Annotated in this window: 15 protein-coding genes; 3 read left to right on the top strand and 12 right to left on the bottom strand. The window is 56.1% G+C overall.

Annotated features, from left to right (window positions below; all coding sequences use genetic code 11):
• The 3 genes from Q0C28_RS01970 to dctP all read right to left on the bottom strand — a co-directional run.
• Positions 1 to 816 (bottom strand): TRAP transporter large permease subunit (locus Q0C28_RS01970; protein WP_293572968.1); only part of this gene is annotated, 816 nt, incomplete at its 3' end.
• Entirely contained in the window at positions 806 to 1,411 is a 606-nt protein-coding gene (locus tag Q0C28_RS01965; protein ID WP_293572967.1) for a TRAP transporter small permease, read from the bottom strand. The genes Q0C28_RS01970 and Q0C28_RS01965, both read right to left, overlap by 11 nt.
• Positions 1,412 to 1,483: 72 nt before the next feature.
• Positions 1,484 to 2,488 (bottom strand): TRAP transporter substrate-binding protein DctP, encoded by a 1,005-nt coding sequence (gene dctP / locus Q0C28_RS01960; protein WP_293572966.1) that lies wholly within the window; start codon positions 2,486 to 2,488, stop codon positions 1,484 to 1,486.
• A gap of 414 nt (positions 2,489 to 2,902) precedes the next feature.
• Here dctP and Q0C28_RS01955 point away from each other — a divergent pair, with 414 nt between their 5' ends.
• The gene (locus Q0C28_RS01955; protein WP_293572965.1) at positions 2,903 to 3,610 is read left to right on the top strand and encodes a GntR family transcriptional regulator; all 708 of its coding nucleotides are present in this window, start codon (positions 2,903 to 2,905) and stop codon (positions 3,608 to 3,610) included.
• An 836-nt stretch (positions 3,611 to 4,446) separates the two neighbouring features.
• Here Q0C28_RS01955 and gyrB read toward each other — a convergent pair.
• Entirely contained in the window at positions 4,447 to 6,864 is a 2,418-nt protein-coding gene (gene gyrB / locus Q0C28_RS01950) for a DNA topoisomerase (ATP-hydrolyzing) subunit B (protein ID WP_293572964.1), read from the bottom strand.
• Between the two features lie 86 nt (positions 6,865 to 6,950).
• Positions 6,951 to 7,553 carry an NAD(P)H-dependent oxidoreductase gene (locus tag Q0C28_RS01945; protein WP_293572963.1) on the bottom strand — a complete coding sequence of 201 codons (603 nt, stop codon included), beginning with the start codon at positions 7,551 to 7,553 and terminating at the stop codon, positions 6,951 to 6,953.
• Positions 7,554 to 7,654: 101 nt separating this feature from the next.
• Here Q0C28_RS01945 and Q0C28_RS01940 point away from each other — a divergent pair, with 101 nt between their 5' ends.
• Entirely contained in the window at positions 7,655 to 8,251 is a 597-nt protein-coding gene (locus Q0C28_RS01940) for a TetR/AcrR family transcriptional regulator (RefSeq protein ID WP_293572962.1), read from the top strand.
• A gap of 39 nt (positions 8,252 to 8,290) precedes the next feature.
• On the opposite strand, the gene Q0C28_RS01935 is transcribed toward Q0C28_RS01940, so the two are convergent.
• From Q0C28_RS01935 to mutM, 7 genes are all read right to left on the bottom strand, one after another.
• Positions 8,291 to 8,911, bottom strand: coding sequence for a LysE family translocator (locus Q0C28_RS01935; protein WP_293572961.1), 621 nt, complete (start codon positions 8,909 to 8,911; stop codon positions 8,291 to 8,293).
• Positions 8,908 to 10,005, bottom strand: coding sequence for a DNA replication/repair protein RecF (gene recF / locus Q0C28_RS01930; RefSeq protein WP_293572960.1), 1,098 nt, complete (start codon positions 10,003 to 10,005; stop codon positions 8,908 to 8,910). The genes Q0C28_RS01935 and recF overlap by 4 nt, the downstream gene beginning before the upstream one ends.
• 76 nt (positions 10,006 to 10,081) lie before the next feature.
• The gene (dnaN, locus tag Q0C28_RS01925; protein ID WP_293572959.1) at positions 10,082 to 11,203 is read right to left on the bottom strand and encodes a DNA polymerase III subunit beta; all 1,122 of its coding nucleotides are present in this window, start codon (positions 11,201 to 11,203) and stop codon (positions 10,082 to 10,084) included.
• A gap of 354 nt (positions 11,204 to 11,557) precedes the next feature.
• Positions 11,558 to 12,979 (bottom strand): chromosomal replication initiator protein DnaA, encoded by a 1,422-nt coding sequence (dnaA, locus tag Q0C28_RS01920; RefSeq protein WP_293572958.1) that lies wholly within the window; start codon positions 12,977 to 12,979, stop codon positions 11,558 to 11,560.
• A gap of 592 nt (positions 12,980 to 13,571) precedes the next feature.
• Positions 13,572 to 13,835, bottom strand: a complete 264-nt coding sequence (gene rpsT / locus Q0C28_RS01915; RefSeq protein WP_293572957.1) for a 30S ribosomal protein S20 — start codon at positions 13,833 to 13,835, stop codon at positions 13,572 to 13,574.
• 298 nt (positions 13,836 to 14,133) lie between these two features.
• Positions 14,134 to 14,910: an enoyl-CoA hydratase gene (locus Q0C28_RS01910; RefSeq protein ID WP_293572956.1), complete on the bottom strand. Its 777-nt coding sequence runs from the start codon at positions 14,908 to 14,910 to the stop codon at positions 14,134 to 14,136.
• Positions 14,911 to 14,975: 65 nt separating this feature from the next.
• On the bottom strand, positions 14,976 to 15,827 hold the full coding sequence (gene mutM / locus Q0C28_RS01905) for a bifunctional DNA-formamidopyrimidine glycosylase/DNA-(apurinic or apyrimidinic site) lyase (protein ID WP_293572955.1): 852 nt from the start codon (positions 15,825 to 15,827) through the stop codon (positions 14,976 to 14,978).
• A gap of 105 nt (positions 15,828 to 15,932) precedes the next feature.
• Here mutM and ubiE point away from each other — a divergent pair, with 105 nt between their 5' ends.
• Entirely contained in the window at positions 15,933 to 16,685 is a 753-nt protein-coding gene (gene ubiE / locus Q0C28_RS01900) for a bifunctional demethylmenaquinone methyltransferase/2-methoxy-6-polyprenyl-1,4-benzoquinol methylase UbiE (RefSeq protein WP_293572954.1), read from the top strand.
• The last annotated feature ends 3 nt before the right edge of the window (positions 16,686 to 16,688 follow it).

Genomic DNA, 16,688 nt, shown 5'->3' with positions numbered 1-16,688 from the left:
GGGCAAGACTGCCTTGATGAACTCCCACTCCAGATCGCTCATGTCCGAACGCGCCATTTTCACACCCCAGCATGTTGTTTTGCTGGAAATGAAGCACAAGCCAATACGAATGATAAGGAATTTATAGGTGTGCTGCCTAGCCTTTTTACCGGTATCCATGGCTTCCTTGGCAACCTCGACCAGAGGGATTTTCGGCGCAACGGTGATGGTTGTATTCCTGCGCAAGAAGACGAAATTCAGGATGCAATACGTCAGCGCCAACAGGATGCCGGGCCCCATGGTGGCCAAAAAGGCTTTGGCGACGCTTTCACGAATAGCGATGGCAAAGACGATCATCGGGATCGACGGCGGGATCATCAGCGCCAGCACCGAAGAGACGGCCACCAAGGCAGTGGCATGACCCGGAGGATAACCTTCTTTGATCATGCGCGGCACCATGATCTTGCCGATAGCGGCGATCGCTGCCGAGGCACTGCCGGAGATGGCGCCGAACAAAGCGCAGGTGATCACAGTGACAGCACCTAAGCCACCCTTTGTCCGTCCTACAAACGTGTTGACGAAGTTCAGGAGACGCTCGGAGATGCCCGAGGCGCCCATCAGCGTGCCCGACAGGATAAAGAGCGGGATCGCCAACAGCGAGAAAGCGCTAACCTGTGAATAACCAAAGCCGGCATGAAACGAGATGTTTGTGCCCGACATCAGCCCATAGACCAAGGCTCCGGCACCAAAAGCAAAGCCAACCGGCACCTCAATCAAGAGAAGAACAACGATAACCAAGAAGGCGATGAAGAATACAGTCATTGGATCAATCTCCACCTTTTCCAGTCAATAGCGCACGCGCTTCGAGGAAGGCTTGCAAAACGAGGTAGCAGATCATCAGTACGAACCCGCTCACCATGCTGAAGTCCCAAATGTATTTGGGCAGCCGCATGTAGGTGCTCTTGCGGTTCAGAGAGAGGTTATAGGCGGCGAAATCCCAGGCAAACCAGGCAAAAACCACCACCGTGACCAGACAGCACAGAGTGCCGAATAAGCGCACTGACAGCAGGGTCTTGCGGTTCTGCGTAAGCAGGGTCAGCACGCCGCCTTCGATATGGTCGCGCTCGCGAGTGCAGTATGCCATGCCGATGAAGTAGATCCACAGGGCCAGCATCGGGGCCAGTTCCTCGATCCCCAAAAAGGGCGAAGCGATCGCATAGCGCATGAAAACTTGTGCTGCCATCAGCAGCCCGAGTGCAATCATAGCGACGGACAGCACGACCCGCATCAGCAGGGCCAATTTGTCCTCAATGAAATAAAGCCCGCCAAGGTCGCGATAAACCGGCGCCGCCGGGTCTCCGCCTGCTGGGATGATTGGCTCTGGGGTCAGGAGATTGTCCAGACTGTCGGTATGCAGAAGCTCTTTGGTCATGCGTGCCACTCCCTGGTCAATGCATGAAATGGGTCTGCGCCCGGGGGAGAGGCGGGCGCAGACGGGGATGAATCACTTGCCGCCGGCAGCAGCCTTGATCTGACCCATCACTTCGGTACCGATGATCTGCTCCATGTAAGGGTATTCGACTGCGGTCACCTGCTGACGATACGCGTCCAACTGTGCGGGCGTCAGTTCGACCACCTCGATACCGGCTTCTCTCATCTGATCAAACCACTTGGGGCTTTCGGCTTCGGCGTTTTCCCAGGCCCAGGTTACCGCCTCATCAGCAGCGGAGCGGATCCAGCCCTGCTGTTCTTCGCTCAGGCCTTCGAACCATCGTTTGTTGGCTGTCCAGAAAGTGTGTTCAAAATTCTCGCGGGTGAAGACGTAGGCACTGACCACATCCTTGAACAGCAGCACTTCCGAAGGCGGCGAATACGCGCGGCCGTCGATCGCACCGGTTTGCAGGGCTGTATGCACCTCACTGAAAGCCATAGGTACTGGTGCAAATCCAGTCGCCTTGTAGCGCTCGATCGCCATCGGCATACCGGGCACCCGCATCTTGAAGCCCTGCGCCTCGTCGGGGAAGCTGGTGGGCACCTCGACACCCTTACGTACTACGAAACCGGTGAAGTCGGTCGGAATGGTTCCCAAGAGCACCATACCCAGATCATTCATGATGCCGTCATAAACCCCGTTCATCACCGAACCGGGGCCGTAAATCTCGCGCCCAGTTTCCCAGTCACTGGCGACATAGCCCAGGACGGAGACATCCCAGCGCGGGTCCAGTTCCGAGTGGTTCCAGGACATGGTCATCTGAACCGCGCCCTGCGACACCTGTTCTACGATTGAAGTCCAGTCGCCAAGATCTCCTCCGGGGTGGTAGTTAACGGTCATTTCACCGCCAGACAATTCATCCAGCCGCGCCGAAAAGCGCTCGGAGACTTGGTGAAAGATGTGCTGGGTGTCCATCACGTGACCGAGAATAATCTCTTCTGCCTGCGCAGTCGGCAGCGAAGCCACCAGGACGCCTGCAGCGGCGGCACCCGCTTTGAAAAATGTTGCGATCCCCACGAAGGTTTCCTCCCTGTTCGTGTTTCAGTCGCGGCTCGAATCGAATTTTCGGCCTGACCAGCTTGCTAAGCTGTATACAGGTGTTGCGTCAACATAGAATTCACTGCGTCAAAACCGCTTTATTTCGCCATGCTGCATGCACCATCGGTAATTTTTAGGCGTAAGATTGCTTAACCAAGGGCGTTATTGGCAGGCGCAAAATGGGGTTTCCGTCTCTTGCCACGGAGGAAAAAATCGAGAGTAATTTACTCAATCCAAGCAGTGCTGTAGCACGTCTTTCAGCTAGTCGAGCTGCGGAACGGCATCGAAGAAACGGATGGCTGTTTCGAGCTTGCTAAAATCGACACTTCTGTGCTGCACACAGCCTTGCTAATACTGCAAAATGCAACGATGTTCGGGAATTGGAGGGGCGCCTTGTCTGCAGATGTCACACAATCGACACCGCCCGTTTGGAGCGATCGCAAACCTGGTGTTGAGGACATTCAGCGTCTCATCCTCAAGCGGATTTGCTTCCTTGAATACACCCCCGGCGATCGGCTGAAGGAAGCAGAACTGGCCGAAGAGTTTGGTGTCAGCCGCACTCCCGTGCGAGATGCCATCAGTAGAATCAATCACTTAGGTCTCGTCGAGACAATCAACGGCGTCGGCAACGTAGTGATGGAGCTCCCGCCTGAGAAGATTGCGCAGGTCTATGAAATACGGCTGCACTTGGCCACGTTGATCGGCGCAACCACGCCAGCGCAGATCGAAGAGAGCCACTTAGACCGCACCCGGGATCTACTGCAGCAGGCCCATCAGCTCGGCGGCCAAGTCGACTCCAGGCAGTATGTCAGCGTCAACGATCAGCTCAACACGCTGATCAGCGATCTGATCGGCAACTCGGTCCTACGCTCATTTTGGACCCAGGCCTACTATCAAGCGGCCAGCACCTGGCACCGGGTTGTTGACTGCGCTGGACCTGAAGTGGGTGATGCTCTGGTTGCCGAACTTGTAGATCTTGAAACGGCTATGGCTGAACAGGACATTCAAGCTGTGGGCTACGTGCAGCGGATCCATATCGGATACGGATATACCCGCATCAAGAAATACCTGTTGAAGAATTGCGATGACGACGTTTCCTAAGTGACTGTGATATTCAGATAGACCAGATCAGGATTTGATCCTCCCCTGACCGTTGGTAATACTCTTGCAGTGCCGAACAGCCGAGGCTTGTGCAAGCAACGATCCTGAGTATTGCACCGCACCCCGATAGAAAGCCCACATCAGGAAACCAGGACCGAAATCTCGAGCAAGTGACATCTTGAAGCTGAGCCAGACACCTTGCTACCTGTCGTCGGTGCCTCGCTGCCTACAGCTCGAGAAATGATGTGTTTGGAAAGTGACCCGAGTTCACGCGCTAGGTCCGAGACAACAACGAACCTCTTCTGAAATTCGACCAGATCCTGGTGCCGGGCGAAATATGTATCCGCATCGCCTCGACGCTCTTGAGACGACTTGAGCAGCGACTCCCTGTAGCAGTACGCCACGCATTCGTGCCTCCAGCCGGTAAGTTCGGCGCCACCCCTGGCCATAAGTGGTACCGGACCAGAGACACCTTTTATGAAGCAGTCCACTTCTTCTCCGCAGAGTGCAAAATCTGCGAGCAATTGCGGGCCGATTGAGTTCGCAAAGACGCTCTTGGGCGATTTTTGTTTTCCTCAAGCGCCGGTCCAACCTTACACCGAGCTTGCATCCCGTGGAGAAAAGCGGGCGATATGCTAACAGGTAGTTGTCAACTGGCTTCCCTGTAGCGACTTTTCGATTGGAACAGACATGCCTGCAAGGCAGGATGGCCGACGTAATGAAGACACGCCAACGCCGAGCCGCCCGTTCAAAACCAACCACTCAACCCGCAGAACTATGGGCGGATACCGCAAAACTGTGGGGCATCCGCGGTGCTATGGGGATCCCTACAGCCGTTAGAAATCGAGGTTTTCGACGCTGAGGGCGTTTTTCTGAATGAACTCGCGGCGTGGTTCGACGACGTCACCCATCAGTTTGGTAAAGAGATCATCCGCCTCGACCATATCTTCGACACGGACTTGCAACAGCGTGCGCGCATCTGGGTCGAGGGTGGTTTCCCAGAGCTGGTCGGGGTTCATCTCGCCAAGGCCTTTGTAGCGCTGCAACGACAGGCCTTTTTCACCTTCTTCCAGGATCGCGGTCAACAAACCGATTGGCCCGTGGATCACCTGGCTGCGATCTCGGCGCATCAGCGCTGCTGTAGAATTGTACACTTCCTGCAAGCTGCTGGTAAAACTACCGGTTTTGCGCGCTTCGCCGGATCGCAACATCGGACCATCCAACGTTCTCAGCTCTTCCACGCCACGCAAAATTCTGGACAGGCGGATGCCGTGATCCTGCGTGATCCGGCCGCTCCATCCGCGTTCGTATTCAAGCGCGATGGCATCGAGCCGCGCAGCCACCTTATCCGCGACGCCCTGCAGATTGGCATCAACCGCACCCGGGACAAAGGCTCCTGCGATCGCAGCCTGTTCCAGAATGTGGCGCGGGTAGTGGGTGGGGAAGGCATCCAGAACGCGTTTCAGCTGGCGGGCCTCATCGACGACCCGGATGAGATCCTGACCGGTCAGCTCCTCACCGCTGCCCAATTTAAGGACAGCGCCATCAACACCTTGGTTGACCAGATAGTCATCAAGCGCAGCCTGGTCCTTAAGATACACTTCCGACTTGCCACGGGACACTTTGTAGAGCGGCGGCTGCGCAATATAGAGGTAACCGCCTTCGATCAGCTCTGGCATCTGACGGTAGAAGAAGGTCAGCAGCAACGTCCGGATGTGCGCACCGTCCACGTCAGCGTCGGTCATGATGACGATCTTATGATAACGCAGCTTGTCGATGTTGAATTCATCGCGGCCGATCCCGGTCCCCAGCGCCATCACCAGATTGCCGATTTCCTGGCTCGACAACATCCGATCAAAACGCGCACGCTCGACGTTGAGGATTTTACCACGCAGCGGCAGGATGGCCTGTGTCATTCGATCACGGCCGGTCTGCGCCGATCCGCCCGCAGAATCGCCCTCCACCAGGAAAACTTCGGTCTTGGACGGATCTTTCTCTGAACAGTCTTTCAGCTTACCAGCGAGGTAGTTGACATCCATCGCTGTTTTTCGACGCGTCAGTTCACGAGCCTTGCGCGCAGCCTCACGGGCCAGGGCGGCCTCGATGATCTTACCAACAATCTGCTTGGCCTCGTTGGGGTTCTCTTCGAACCACTCTGCCAGCTTTTCGTTGACCAGGCTTTCGACAACAGGGCGAACCTCGGATGAGACCAGCTTATCCTTTGTTTGGCTCGAAAACTTCGGATCCGGGACCTTGACCGACAACACGCAGGTCAGACCTTCACGGGCATCATCCCCAGTGAAAGACACCTTCTCTTTTTTCGCGATACCCGATGATTGGGCGTAGTTGTTGATGGTGCGGGTCAATGCGCCGCGGAACCCGGCGACATGGGTGCCGCCATCGCGTTGCGGAATGTTGTTAGTGAAGGGCAGAACAGTTTCATGGTAACTGTCGTTCCACCACATCGCGACTTCGACGCCAATGTCGTCCTTCTCGCCGGTGATATAGACAGGCGTATCCATGACTGGTGTTTTGGACCGGTCCAGATATTTGACGAACTCTTTGACGCCACCTTCGTAGTAGAGCTCTGCTTCCAAACGCTCGGCAGGGCGTTCGTCCACAAGAATGATCCGGACACCGGAGTTGAGGAACGCCAGTTCACGCAGGCGCTTTTCCAGTGTTTCAAACGAATACTCGAGGTTGGAAAACGTGTCGGTTGAGGCAAGAAAGCGGACTTCTGTTCCGGTCTGGTCGCCACAATCGCCTACGACCTCCAGGTGTTTGGCCGTCTCACCGCGCTCAAACCGGGCAATGTGTTCTTTGCCGTTGCGCCAAATACGCAGTTCCAGCCAATCCGACAGCGCGTTGACGACGGATACGCCGACACCATGCAAACCACCCGACACCTTGTAGGAGTTCGAGTCGAATTTACCGCCGGCATGCAGCTGGGTCATGATGACCTCTGCAGCAGAGACGCCCTCTTCTGGATGGATATCAACCGGAATGCCGCGCCCATTGTCGCTGACAGAGACGCTGGAATCGGCGTGAATTTTCACCATCACCCGGTCGGCATGACCAGCCAACGCTTCGTCGATGCCATTGTCGACAACTTCATACACCATGTGGTGCAGACCAGAGCCGTCGTCCGTGTCCCCAATATACATGCCGGGACGTTTGCGAACCGCCTCCAAACCTTTGAGAACTTTAATGGAATCCGCGCCATATTCTGCGGGAGCCTGCTCGTTTCCGGACATTCGCATCTTCCTGTCTTTGCTTCAGGATTTTATACGAAGTCTGGGCCGGAATGTCACGAGCAAGCCCCTTCTTTTTACAGGGGGATTCAGGCTGCCTGCAGGCCCAGTTTGGCCACCTTTTTGATCCAGCCATCGACCTTTGCGGGTTGGGCATCCGTGGCGGGCGCAAAAGCACTGAAACGGGTGGGTTTGATCCCGACGAAGCCCAACACCTGCGAGCTGATGAACCGCTTGATGGCGTTGCCGTACATCAACCGCAGCCAGATGGCGGGCGTATCCGAGGTCAGCAGGACACGCGCGGTTTTCCCAGTTAACATCGGCGCTGGTAGCCCCATGAAATTGACGTTGCGCGTATCAAAGGCGCGCCCGGGAAGCAGTGCACGATCGAACACGCCCTTCAGCTTTGCGGGAACCGCCCCCCACCACATCGGCGTGGCCAGCACCACATGATCGCTCCATTCCAAATCATCGGCAAACCGTGCCAGGTCGGGCTCCAGTGGTTTTGCGTTCTTGTAGCCGCTTTGGCCAAAATCCAGATCGAACTGCATGGCGGACAGATCATGGTAGCGCACCTCATGCCCACGGGATTCGGCGGCGGCGCGATAGGCCTCGCACAGAGACTTCGACAAGGACGTCGGGGCTGGATGGCCGTTGAGAATGATGATCTTGCGGGAAGTAGTGGTAGACATGTTGGGCTCCTGATACTAAAAACTGACTACGGTCAATTAATCACGAAAATGACCGCGGTCAATATATTTTTTGACCTTGGTCATTTTTATTGAGAGGTCCCATGTCGCGCCCCCCTCAGAAACGCAGGCTTGAAACACGCGCCCGTCTCATTGACGTGGCCACACGGCAGGTTGATCAGGTCGGCTATAGCGGCTTGCGCGTCGAAGACGTCGTATCAGAGGCCGGTGTCGCCAAAGGAACGCTGTTTTCGCATTTCGGTGACAAAGACGGTCTGTTGGCCGTTCTGATTGGTGCGCGCATCATGGCCACTCTCGATAGCACGGAAACCGGAGCAGCCCCTGCAACGCTTGATGAACTGATTGATCGTCTGATGCCAATCGTAACCTTTGTGGCAGAGGATCGGGTGATCTTTGATCTCTTGCTGCGATATTCGGGCACAACCGGGCCTGAAATGGATGAGGTCATCACCCAGAGCTTTTTCCGCCAGATTGCATTATGGACCCAATGGGTCGGCGCGCTGCAAGCCACAAACCATCTTCGCAGTGATCAATCACCAGATCGGCTTGCGGAAGGAATGCAGGCCTTTCTCAACCACGTGCTGGCGCTGTCTTTTTGCGCCGGGCATGAGGCGCCAACAGATTTTCGTGCAGAGTTGAGCAGCTATCTGACAGCCTGGCTTGCCCCGCAAACGGCATGAAACCTGCGGGCAGGATGGCCATCAGAGCGGGAAAACCTATCAGGCGAAGGGGATGACAACACCAACCAGGATCAACAACACCGCCGAAACAATGTTGATCCGCCGCAATATCCGCGGTGAGGTGATATACCAGCGCACCCTGTGCATCACGGACGCCATACACAGGTTGCCAACCAGCGGCACCATGAACGACAGGGTGACAATTGCAGCGATATCCAGCCAGTTGATCCCATTCAGATCGAAGAACCCCGGCAATACTCCCATGTAAAACAGGATCGCCTTTGGATTGCCCAGGATCACGGCGATACCAGCGGCAAAGCCAGCCCAAACACCCGGTCGGGTCAGGGCGCTATTGGTTTCGATTTGCGCATCCGCATGGCGCAGCAACAAAACACCCATCAGCACAAACATACCGCTGGCCACCCAGCGCAGGATTTCCATCAGACCAGCCACTTCGGACACGACCCAGGACATCCCGGCAACCGCAATCAGGGGCCACAGAATATCACCAACCGCCACACCGATGGCCAATGGCCATGCCGCGTGAAACCCACCGGACATAGCCCGTGCCATCAGGGCCAGCCAGACCGGTCCCGGCGTCAGAAAGAGCCCAAACAGTCCGCCGGCATAGAGCAACAATTCCCAGCCCGAAATGCTCATTGCGTCACAACCTCGGATCCATCATCGCCGTCGCGCACCAACACCATCTGGGCGCCGCCGTGAAATTCCGCAAACAACTCTGGTCCGGTGCCAGTCATCCAAGCCTGAATACCAAGACTGAGGATCTCCTGATAAAGCGCGGTCCGTCGATCCACGTCCAGATGGGCAGACACCTCGTCCAGCAGCAGGATGGGCGCAGCCCCACCATCCGCAATCAAAGCGCGGGCATTCGCCAGAATCAACGACACCAAAAGCGCTTTTTGCTCTCCAGTGGAACAGTCTTTGGCAGGCAACCCTTTCGCGGCATAGGTGCCCAGCAGATCCGTCCGATGCGGCCCAAGCAGCGTGCGTCCCGCAGCCAGATCGCGAAACCGACCCTCTGCAAAGGCCTCTTTCAGATCCTCAGCAGAGTCGGGCAAGCCACCATCAGATTGGATGAGTTCAAGTTCCGCCGCGGGAAAAGTGGTTTCAGCCGCCGTCTGGGCAAGCCGGAGCTGATCGACCGTTTTGATCCGCGCTGCATGAATGCGGTGACCCGCCTCAGCCATTTGGCTTTCCAGCACCCGATACCAGGCAGGATCGCGCACCTGTTCCTTCAGCAAGCGATTGCGTTCACGCATGGCCTTTTCATATGCCAGGGTTGCTTCGGCATGGCTGGGTTCAAAGCTCAGCACGATCCGGTCCAGAAACCGGCGGCGGCCCTCGGCGCTTTCGATCCAGAGCCGGTCCATCGCCGGGATCAGCCAAACAACCCGCCCGATTTGGCCCAAATCAATCTGGTTGGAGGCTTTGTTGTCGATCTTGACCTGACGCGCCTTGCCAGCATCTGACCAAGTTTCCACCTCATAGCTTTGTCGACCCGCCTGCAGCTGTGCTTTCAGCTTCCAGCCAAGTTCCTCGGGCCGCCTGGCCATATCGGCAGCACTGGCCCGGCGCAAACCACGACCCGGCGAAAACAAAGAGACCGCCTCCAGGATGTTGGTCTTGCCAGCCCCGTTGGAGCCGTGGATGGCCACCGGCCGACCATCCAAACGCAAATCCGCCCGCAGATGCGAGCGGAAATGAGAAAGGGTCAAAGCCGTCAACGCCAACATGCGGCGGTTTCCATTGTCAAAGGTTGCACTCTGCTTCTGACTTTCTGCTTTGCAGGCTGGGCAGCCATCAAGAGCGTCACACGCGCATCGGCATCACGACATAAACAGCGCTTTCGTCGTTGCCTTCGCGCATCAAAGTGGGGTCGCCGGACGAATTGAACAGGAACACCGCATTCTCACGGTCGACCTGATTGGCAATCTCCAGCAGATACTTTGCATTGAACCCGATTTCCAACCGTTCATCGGAATAGGCCACCGCCAGTTCTTCTTCTGCCGCGCCACTATCCGGGGCGTTCACCGACAGGATCAGGCGGTCTTCGTCCAACTGCAGCTTCACCGCGCGGGAGCGTTCAGACGAAACCGTTGCAACACGGTCCACTGCACGGGCGAATTCTGCCGCATCCACCTCAAGACGGCGGGTGTTGCCAGCTGGGATAACGCGGGTGTAGTCCGGGAAGGTGCCATCAATGACCTTGGACGTCAGGGTGATGTTTGGCGTGGCAAAGCGCACTTTGGTCTCGGACACCGAAACAGCGATATCCATATCATCATCATCCAGCAACTTGCGCAGCTCGCCGACAGTTTTGCGCGGCACAATCACCCCAGGCATGTCTTCGGCGCCCATCGGCAGATTGGAGTCAATCCTTGCCAAACGGTGCCCGTCGGTGGCCACGCAACGCAGCGCTTTACCACCTTCGACGGCATCTGCCACATGCATGTAGACACCGTTCAGATAGTAACGGGTTTCTTCCGTCGAAATCGCAAACTTCGATTTGTCGAAGAGACGACGCAGAATGGCCGCGTTGGCCGAGAAGTTGGAATGGTATTCCGAAGAGGCCATCACGGGGAAATCCTCTCTCGGCAATGTCGCGAGAGAGAAATTGGAGCGACCCGCTTCGACGGTCAACCGGCCGCTGGCAGCATCTGCTGTGAGGGTGACCAACGCTCCGTCCGGCAGTTTGCGAACGATTTCATGCAATGTCGTGGCGGCCACTGTTGTCGCGCCAGCGCGTTCAACCTGCGCCACGGCTTTGTCGACCACTTCGATATCCAGATCCGTCGCGCGGAACTGGGCGGTGTCGCCTTCGGCTTCAATCAGCACATTGGCCAGAATCGGAATGGTATTGCGGCGCTCGACCACAGATTGGGCCTGAGCCACAGCCTTCAACAGGGTGCCGCGTTCGATGCTGATCTTCATGTCCCTAAGTCCTCTAACGTCTGGCCGGGAGGAGCAAGTTAACGTGTTACCCCTTCGGCACAAGGCTTTTTATGGATTTGTCCAAGGGATTACCCGCAGCGTCAAGGGCAGATCCCAGGTCCTGTCGTTTATCACACTGTAGCGTGTCTCTGCCGCATTGCCGCAACGCCCAAAACATATCCGCACATGGCGCATCGCAGCCGGTGTGATCTGTTCGCCGGTCTGGTGTCCAATCGAAGAAAAAAGACCCCGGCAGAACCGGGGCCAGAATTGGGATTGTTAGGGTATCAAAACGAGGCAGTTGGCAAAGGCGCAGGGCCAACCGCGTCTAAGCGGCTGTGCCTGCTACTGGCCTTACGCTTCCAACGCGCGACGCAGCATTTCGACATCTTCGGCGATTTGCCCGTCGATGGTTTTCAGCTCTTCGATGCGGCGCACACCATGCATGACCGTGGTGTGATCGCGCCCACCAAAGCGACGACCGATTTCCGGCAAGCTGCGGCTGGTCAACTGCTTACACAGATACATCGCCACCTGCCGTGGGCGGGCGTAGGACCGCAGCCGCTTTGGGCCAATGATGTCAGACATGCGAATATTGTAGTATTCGGAGACTTTGCGCTGGATCTCTTCGACGGTGATCTTGCGCTCGGATGCACGCAATACATCTGCAAGACAATCTTGCGTCAGCTCCATATCGATTTCGCGACCGACCAGCGACGCAAAGGCGAACAGACGGGTCAGCGCGCCTTCGAGCACACGAACATTGGTTGAAATCCGATGCGCTAGGAATTCCAGAACTCCATCGGCAATCCGCAGCTCCGGATAGGTCTGCATTTGCTGCGCCACTTTGGACTGCAAGATGCCAAGGCGCAGTTCGTAGTCCGTTGGGTGCAGATCCACCACCAGGCCACACTGCAACCGGGATCTGACACGATCTTCGAGGTCTTTGATTTCACCTGGCGCGCGATCGGCGGAAATGATGATCTGTTTATTCTGGTCGACCAGAGCGTTGAACGTGTGGAAGAATTCTTCCTGTGTCGAGTCCTTGCCTGCGATGAACTGTACGTCATCCACCATCAGCACATCTACAGAGCGGAAGAGGTGTTTGAAATCCATCATTTTGCGTTCACGCAGGGCCTGCACAAACCGATACATGAACTGTTCGGCCGACAGATACAGCACGTTCAGCTCTGGGTTACGCTCGGTCAGTTCCCAGGCGATGGCGTGCATCAAGTGGGTTTTGCCGAGACCAACGCCGCCGTACAGCACAAGTGGGTTGAAGGTGACGGGTCCACCTTCTGCGACCCGACGTGCAGCCGCATGGGCCAGCTCGTTGGGCTTACCAACAACGAAGCTGTCAAAGGTAAACCGCGGATCCAGCGGCGCGGTCTGCAGCGTATCGCCTGCATCCTTTTTCGTTACTGACGCCGCAGCAGCAAAGCGACCACGCGGGGCCATCTCATCAACCGCGTCAAAGCCGTGATCAATCACATCTGCCGTTGTCCGCGCGGCTTTGGCAGGTTTGGCGACGTCATTTGCCACAACCTTGAAGGCCAGCCGCTGAACCGCTTCGCCAGAGATATTAAACTCATGCAAGATCAGGTCAGAAAAGTTCTGACTGACATAATTTCCCATGAAATTTGTCGGCACGTTGAAAATGGCCACGCCATTGTCAACATGCGTGAATTCCAGTGGTTCAATCCAAGTCGTATAATTGTTTTGCCCCACGGTCTTGAGCAAACGCTGCCTCAACCGACCCCAGTTTTCGTCCATCATTCTGCGCCTCACGCATCCCAGTAACGGCCTTTTTTTCCAGGCCTTTTGTTCAACCCCAGCCCGGCCCCAAGCCCGGACGGCGTTCACGCACAAAGGGAGTGATCACTGACCCGCAGACAGATCAATGATGCCACCGAAAGGAGGCTATCTATGGGTCACAAACAGATCTGGACACAGCAAAAGTCCGGATCGCGTGGCGACCTATGCCAATACACAATTGAGACAGGCATGCTGTTCGGCATGTGCCGACAACAATGGGTGCTCCCCATGCCACATAAGCCAAATGGCCGATAGCATCGGAGCATTTCTGCGCCCTTGAGTCCCATCAAGGTTAGCGCGAGCAGCCTGTCCCCCCAGCGAGTGAATCGCTGTATTAGTGGTAGCAACTCGGGCGGGTCGTCATCAACGAAACTATGATGTTGACTCACCGATTGCGGACAAAGAATCTCCAAGCCCCAATGGCTGTGCGCAGGTTGTGACCAAAATGCAAAAGGCGCCGCAAACGCGACGCCTTTTGATATTTTCTACCTTGATAGATGTCGTGAAACACATCTGTACAGATGGAATCATCTACGCCCTTTGAGGTATGCAATCAGCCCAGGGCTTTAACCCGTGCGCTGAGGCGGGACATCTTACGAGCCGCAGTGTTTTTGTGGTAAACACCTTTGGTCACACCACGCATCAGTTCTGGCTGAACAGCGCGCACAGCTGCGGTGGCCGCTTCTTTGTCACCGGATGCGATGGCTTCTTCAGCTTTGCGGAGGAAGGTACGGATGCGCGAACGACGGGCTTTGTTGACAGCAAAACGCTTTTCGTTCTGACGGGCGCGTTTTTTTGCCTGAGGCGAATTTGCCATGTGTAGGACCTAACTTTGGTTTCGTGTTTTAATATGGCGCAATGCCAGCCGAACCCGGATCAGATCCACCGGTGTGATTCTAGCCTAAGCGGGCTGCACGCGCATGTATGGCGCTGCTCTTACCCGGAAACCCACCAAACTGCAAGCCATCAGACACCCCCCGCAGCGGATAGGGCGGTTTCTGTCCGAATCTCTCGATAAACCGGGGCAGGCCAAAACAGACCTAGGCGGGTTGAAAATGAAAAAGGCAGGCGTGCTGCCTGCCTCTTACGGTTGTCTTCGGGAACAGAACCCCGGATCACTTGTCGCGGAACTGAGCTTCACGCTTTTCCAGGAAGGCGGCCATGCCTTCTTTTTGGTCTTCGGTTGCGAACATCGAGTGGAACACCCGGCGTTCAAACAGCATGCCCTCGCTGAGGGGGAGTTCGTAGCTGCGGTTGACCGCTTCCTTTGCCGCCATCGCCGTTAGCATCGATTTCTCAGCAATCTTCTGTGCCGCCGCGGTCGCCTCGTCCAAAAGCTTCTTGGCTGGAACAACCCGGGACACCAAGCCAGCGCGCTCGGCCTCTTCGGCATTCATGAAACGCCCGGTCAGGTTCATATCCATGGATTTCGACTTACCAACAAAGCGGGTCAACCGTTGGCTGCCGCCCATGCCGGCAATCACACCCAGATTGATTTCTGGCTGACCAAACTTCGCTGTATCCGCCGCAATGATGAAGTCACACATCATCGCAATCTCACAACCGCCACCGAGCGCATAGCCTGCCACCGCGGCAATGATGGGCTTGCGGATCGCAGTGATGCGGTGGTTGGTGTCTGAGAAAAGGTTAGATGTGAACACATCGACAAAGCTCTTTTCAGACATCTCTTTGATGTCAGCACCGGCGGCAAAGGCCTTTTCAGAACCGGTCAGAACAATACAGCGGACTTTGTCACTCGCATCGGCCTCTTCCAGCGCGCTGCAGAGTTCGGTCAAAAGCTCGGAGTTGAGCGCGTTCAACGCTTCGGGACGGTTCAGTTTTATCAGGCAAACGTGATCCCGCACATCGACGTTGATCGTCTCATAAGCCATGGTATTTCGCTTTCGGTTGTTCCGTTCAGGGAACATTCATTATCACGGGATCGACCGTGATCAAGCTATCTTTGGCAATTGTTACAGTAGAAAGACGAACGCCCGGATTGAACAATCCGGCCAACGGTACCGTTGCAACCATCGCGCCTACATGGCTCACCCTCTCGCCCGTAGACATCGAAGCTGTGCTGAAAATATCCAAGCTCGCCATCGGCTTGTCGAAAATCCTTCAAGGATGAGCCCCCCGCAGCGATGGCATCTGACAACACATCTTTGACAATTGGGACTAAGCTGGCCACCCGATGCGCGGCGATTTGCCCAGCCTTGCGTTTGGGCGATATTCCAGCCCGAAACAGCGCCTCGCACACATAGATGTTGCCCAGGCCCGCGATGATTCCCTGATCCAACAGCGCTGATTTGACCGGTGTGTTCTTGCCCTGAAACGCCTCAATCAAATGCGCTTCATGAAACCCGTTGCCGAGCGGTTCAGGCCCAAGAACCGAAAGCAGCTTATGTTGATCCGCCGTCGCGGTATCCAGCAAATCCATCGCACCGAACCGGCGCGGATCGTTGAAGGTGATCCGCGCACCATTATCCATGTCAAAGATCACATGATCATGTTTTTCGGCCTGGGGATGATCATGGGCAAACTGCCCAAGTGGATCGCCTGACACGGTCATTCGCCCCGACATGCCCAGATGGATCAGCAGGGTTTCCCCACTTTGCAGGTCGGCAAGGATGTATTTCGACCGCCGCCGCAGGCTGTTGATCCGCTGCCCGGTCAATCGATCTGCCATCCTCTCCGGAAACGGCCAACGCAGATCTGGACGGTTCACTGTCGCCTTCGTGATCACCGCCCCTTCCATCGCAGGCGACAATCCGCGGCGCACCGTCTCGACCTCGGGCAATTCTGGCATTACATCACTCCTGACATTTGGACGCACGGGCGGCGCGAAGGGCCGCATTGTGCCGCCCTCTCAGCGCTCTATAACTGGGGCGATACACAACAAACGGCAAGCGGCATGACTCAGAGATCTGAAAACACCACCCATTTTGGATTTGAAACCGTGCCCGAATCGGAGAAAGCGGGCCGCGTGCAGGGCGTGTTCAACTCCGTTGCGTCAAAATACGATGTCATGAATGACGTCATGAGCATGGGCATCCACCGGATCTGGAAAGATGCGATGATGGATTGGTTGGCCCCAAGACCGGGACAGCAGTTGTTGGACGTCGCAGGGGGCACCGGTGATATCTCATTTCGCTTCCTGAAGCGCGCGGGATACGGCCATTCGACCGTGCTGGATCTGACCGCACCGATGTTGGAGGAAGGCCGCAAACGCGCCGAAGCGGAGCAGATGGCCGACAGTCTTGATTGGGTCACAGGGGATGCAATGGCGCTGCCCTTCAAAGACAACACCTTTGATGTCTACACCATCTCGTTTGGTATTCGGAATGTCACGCGCCCTCAGGACGCTTTGAAAGAAGCCTTCCGCGTGCTGAAGCCAGGCGGGCGATTGATGGTTCTGGAGTTCAGCCAACTGCCCAATCCGGCCATGCAGAAAGCCTACGACCTCTATTCCTTCAAAGTGATCCCGCGCATGGGCAAGGTCATCGCCAATGACTATGACAGCTATCAATATTTGGTCGAATCGATCCGGAACTTCCCGGACCAGGGCACATTTCTTGGCATGGTGCGCGATGCCGGGTTCGCAAACGCCAAGTATCGCAATCTGTCTTTGGGAATCGCAGCCCTGCATTCCGGTTGGAAAATCTAAACC

The organism is Phaeobacter sp. (assembly GCF_022825805.1).
In the GTDB taxonomy this organism is placed as follows: domain Bacteria; phylum Pseudomonadota; class Alphaproteobacteria; order Rhodobacterales; family Rhodobacteraceae; genus Phaeobacter.
The sequence above is the reverse complement of the archived record's forward strand: the minus strand, read 5'-3'. Positions and strand labels throughout refer to the sequence as shown.

Excerpts from the sequence above, each read along its gene's own strand:
- dnaN (WP_293572959.1), bottom strand. The coding sequence starts at position 11,203 with ATGAAGATCAGCATCGAACGCGGCACCCTGTTGAAGGCTGTGGCTCAG.
- Q0C28_RS01910 (WP_293572956.1), bottom strand. The coding sequence starts at position 14,910 with ATGGCTTATGAGACGATCAACGTCGATGTGCGGGATCACGTTTGCCTG.
- ubiE (WP_293572954.1), top strand. The coding sequence starts at position 15,933 with ATGACTCAGAGATCTGAAAACACCACCCATTTTGGATTTGAAACCGTG.
- Q0C28_RS01935 (WP_293572961.1), bottom strand. The coding sequence starts at position 8,911 with ATGAGCATTTCGGGCTGGGAATTGTTGCTCTATGCCGGCGGACTGTTT.
- recF (WP_293572960.1), bottom strand. The coding sequence starts at position 10,005 with ATGTTGGCGTTGACGGCTTTGACCCTTTCTCATTTCCGCTCGCATCTG.
- dnaA (WP_293572958.1), bottom strand. The coding sequence starts at position 12,979 with ATGATGGACGAAAACTGGGGTCGGTTGAGGCAGCGTTTGCTCAAGACC.
- Q0C28_RS01940 (WP_293572962.1), top strand. The coding sequence starts at position 7,655 with ATGTCGCGCCCCCCTCAGAAACGCAGGCTTGAAACACGCGCCCGTCTC.
- mutM (WP_293572955.1), bottom strand. The coding sequence starts at position 15,827 with ATGCCAGAATTGCCCGAGGTCGAGACGGTGCGCCGCGGATTGTCGCCT.
- gyrB (WP_293572964.1), bottom strand. The coding sequence starts at position 6,864 with ATGTCCGGAAACGAGCAGGCTCCCGCAGAATATGGCGCGGATTCCATT.
- Q0C28_RS01945 (WP_293572963.1), bottom strand. The coding sequence starts at position 7,553 with ATGTCTACCACTACTTCCCGCAAGATCATCATTCTCAACGGCCATCCA.
- rpsT (WP_293572957.1), bottom strand. The coding sequence starts at position 13,835 with ATGGCAAATTCGCCTCAGGCAAAAAAACGCGCCCGTCAGAACGAAAAG.
- Q0C28_RS01965 (WP_293572967.1), bottom strand. The coding sequence starts at position 1,411 with ATGACCAAAGAGCTTCTGCATACCGACAGTCTGGACAATCTCCTGACC.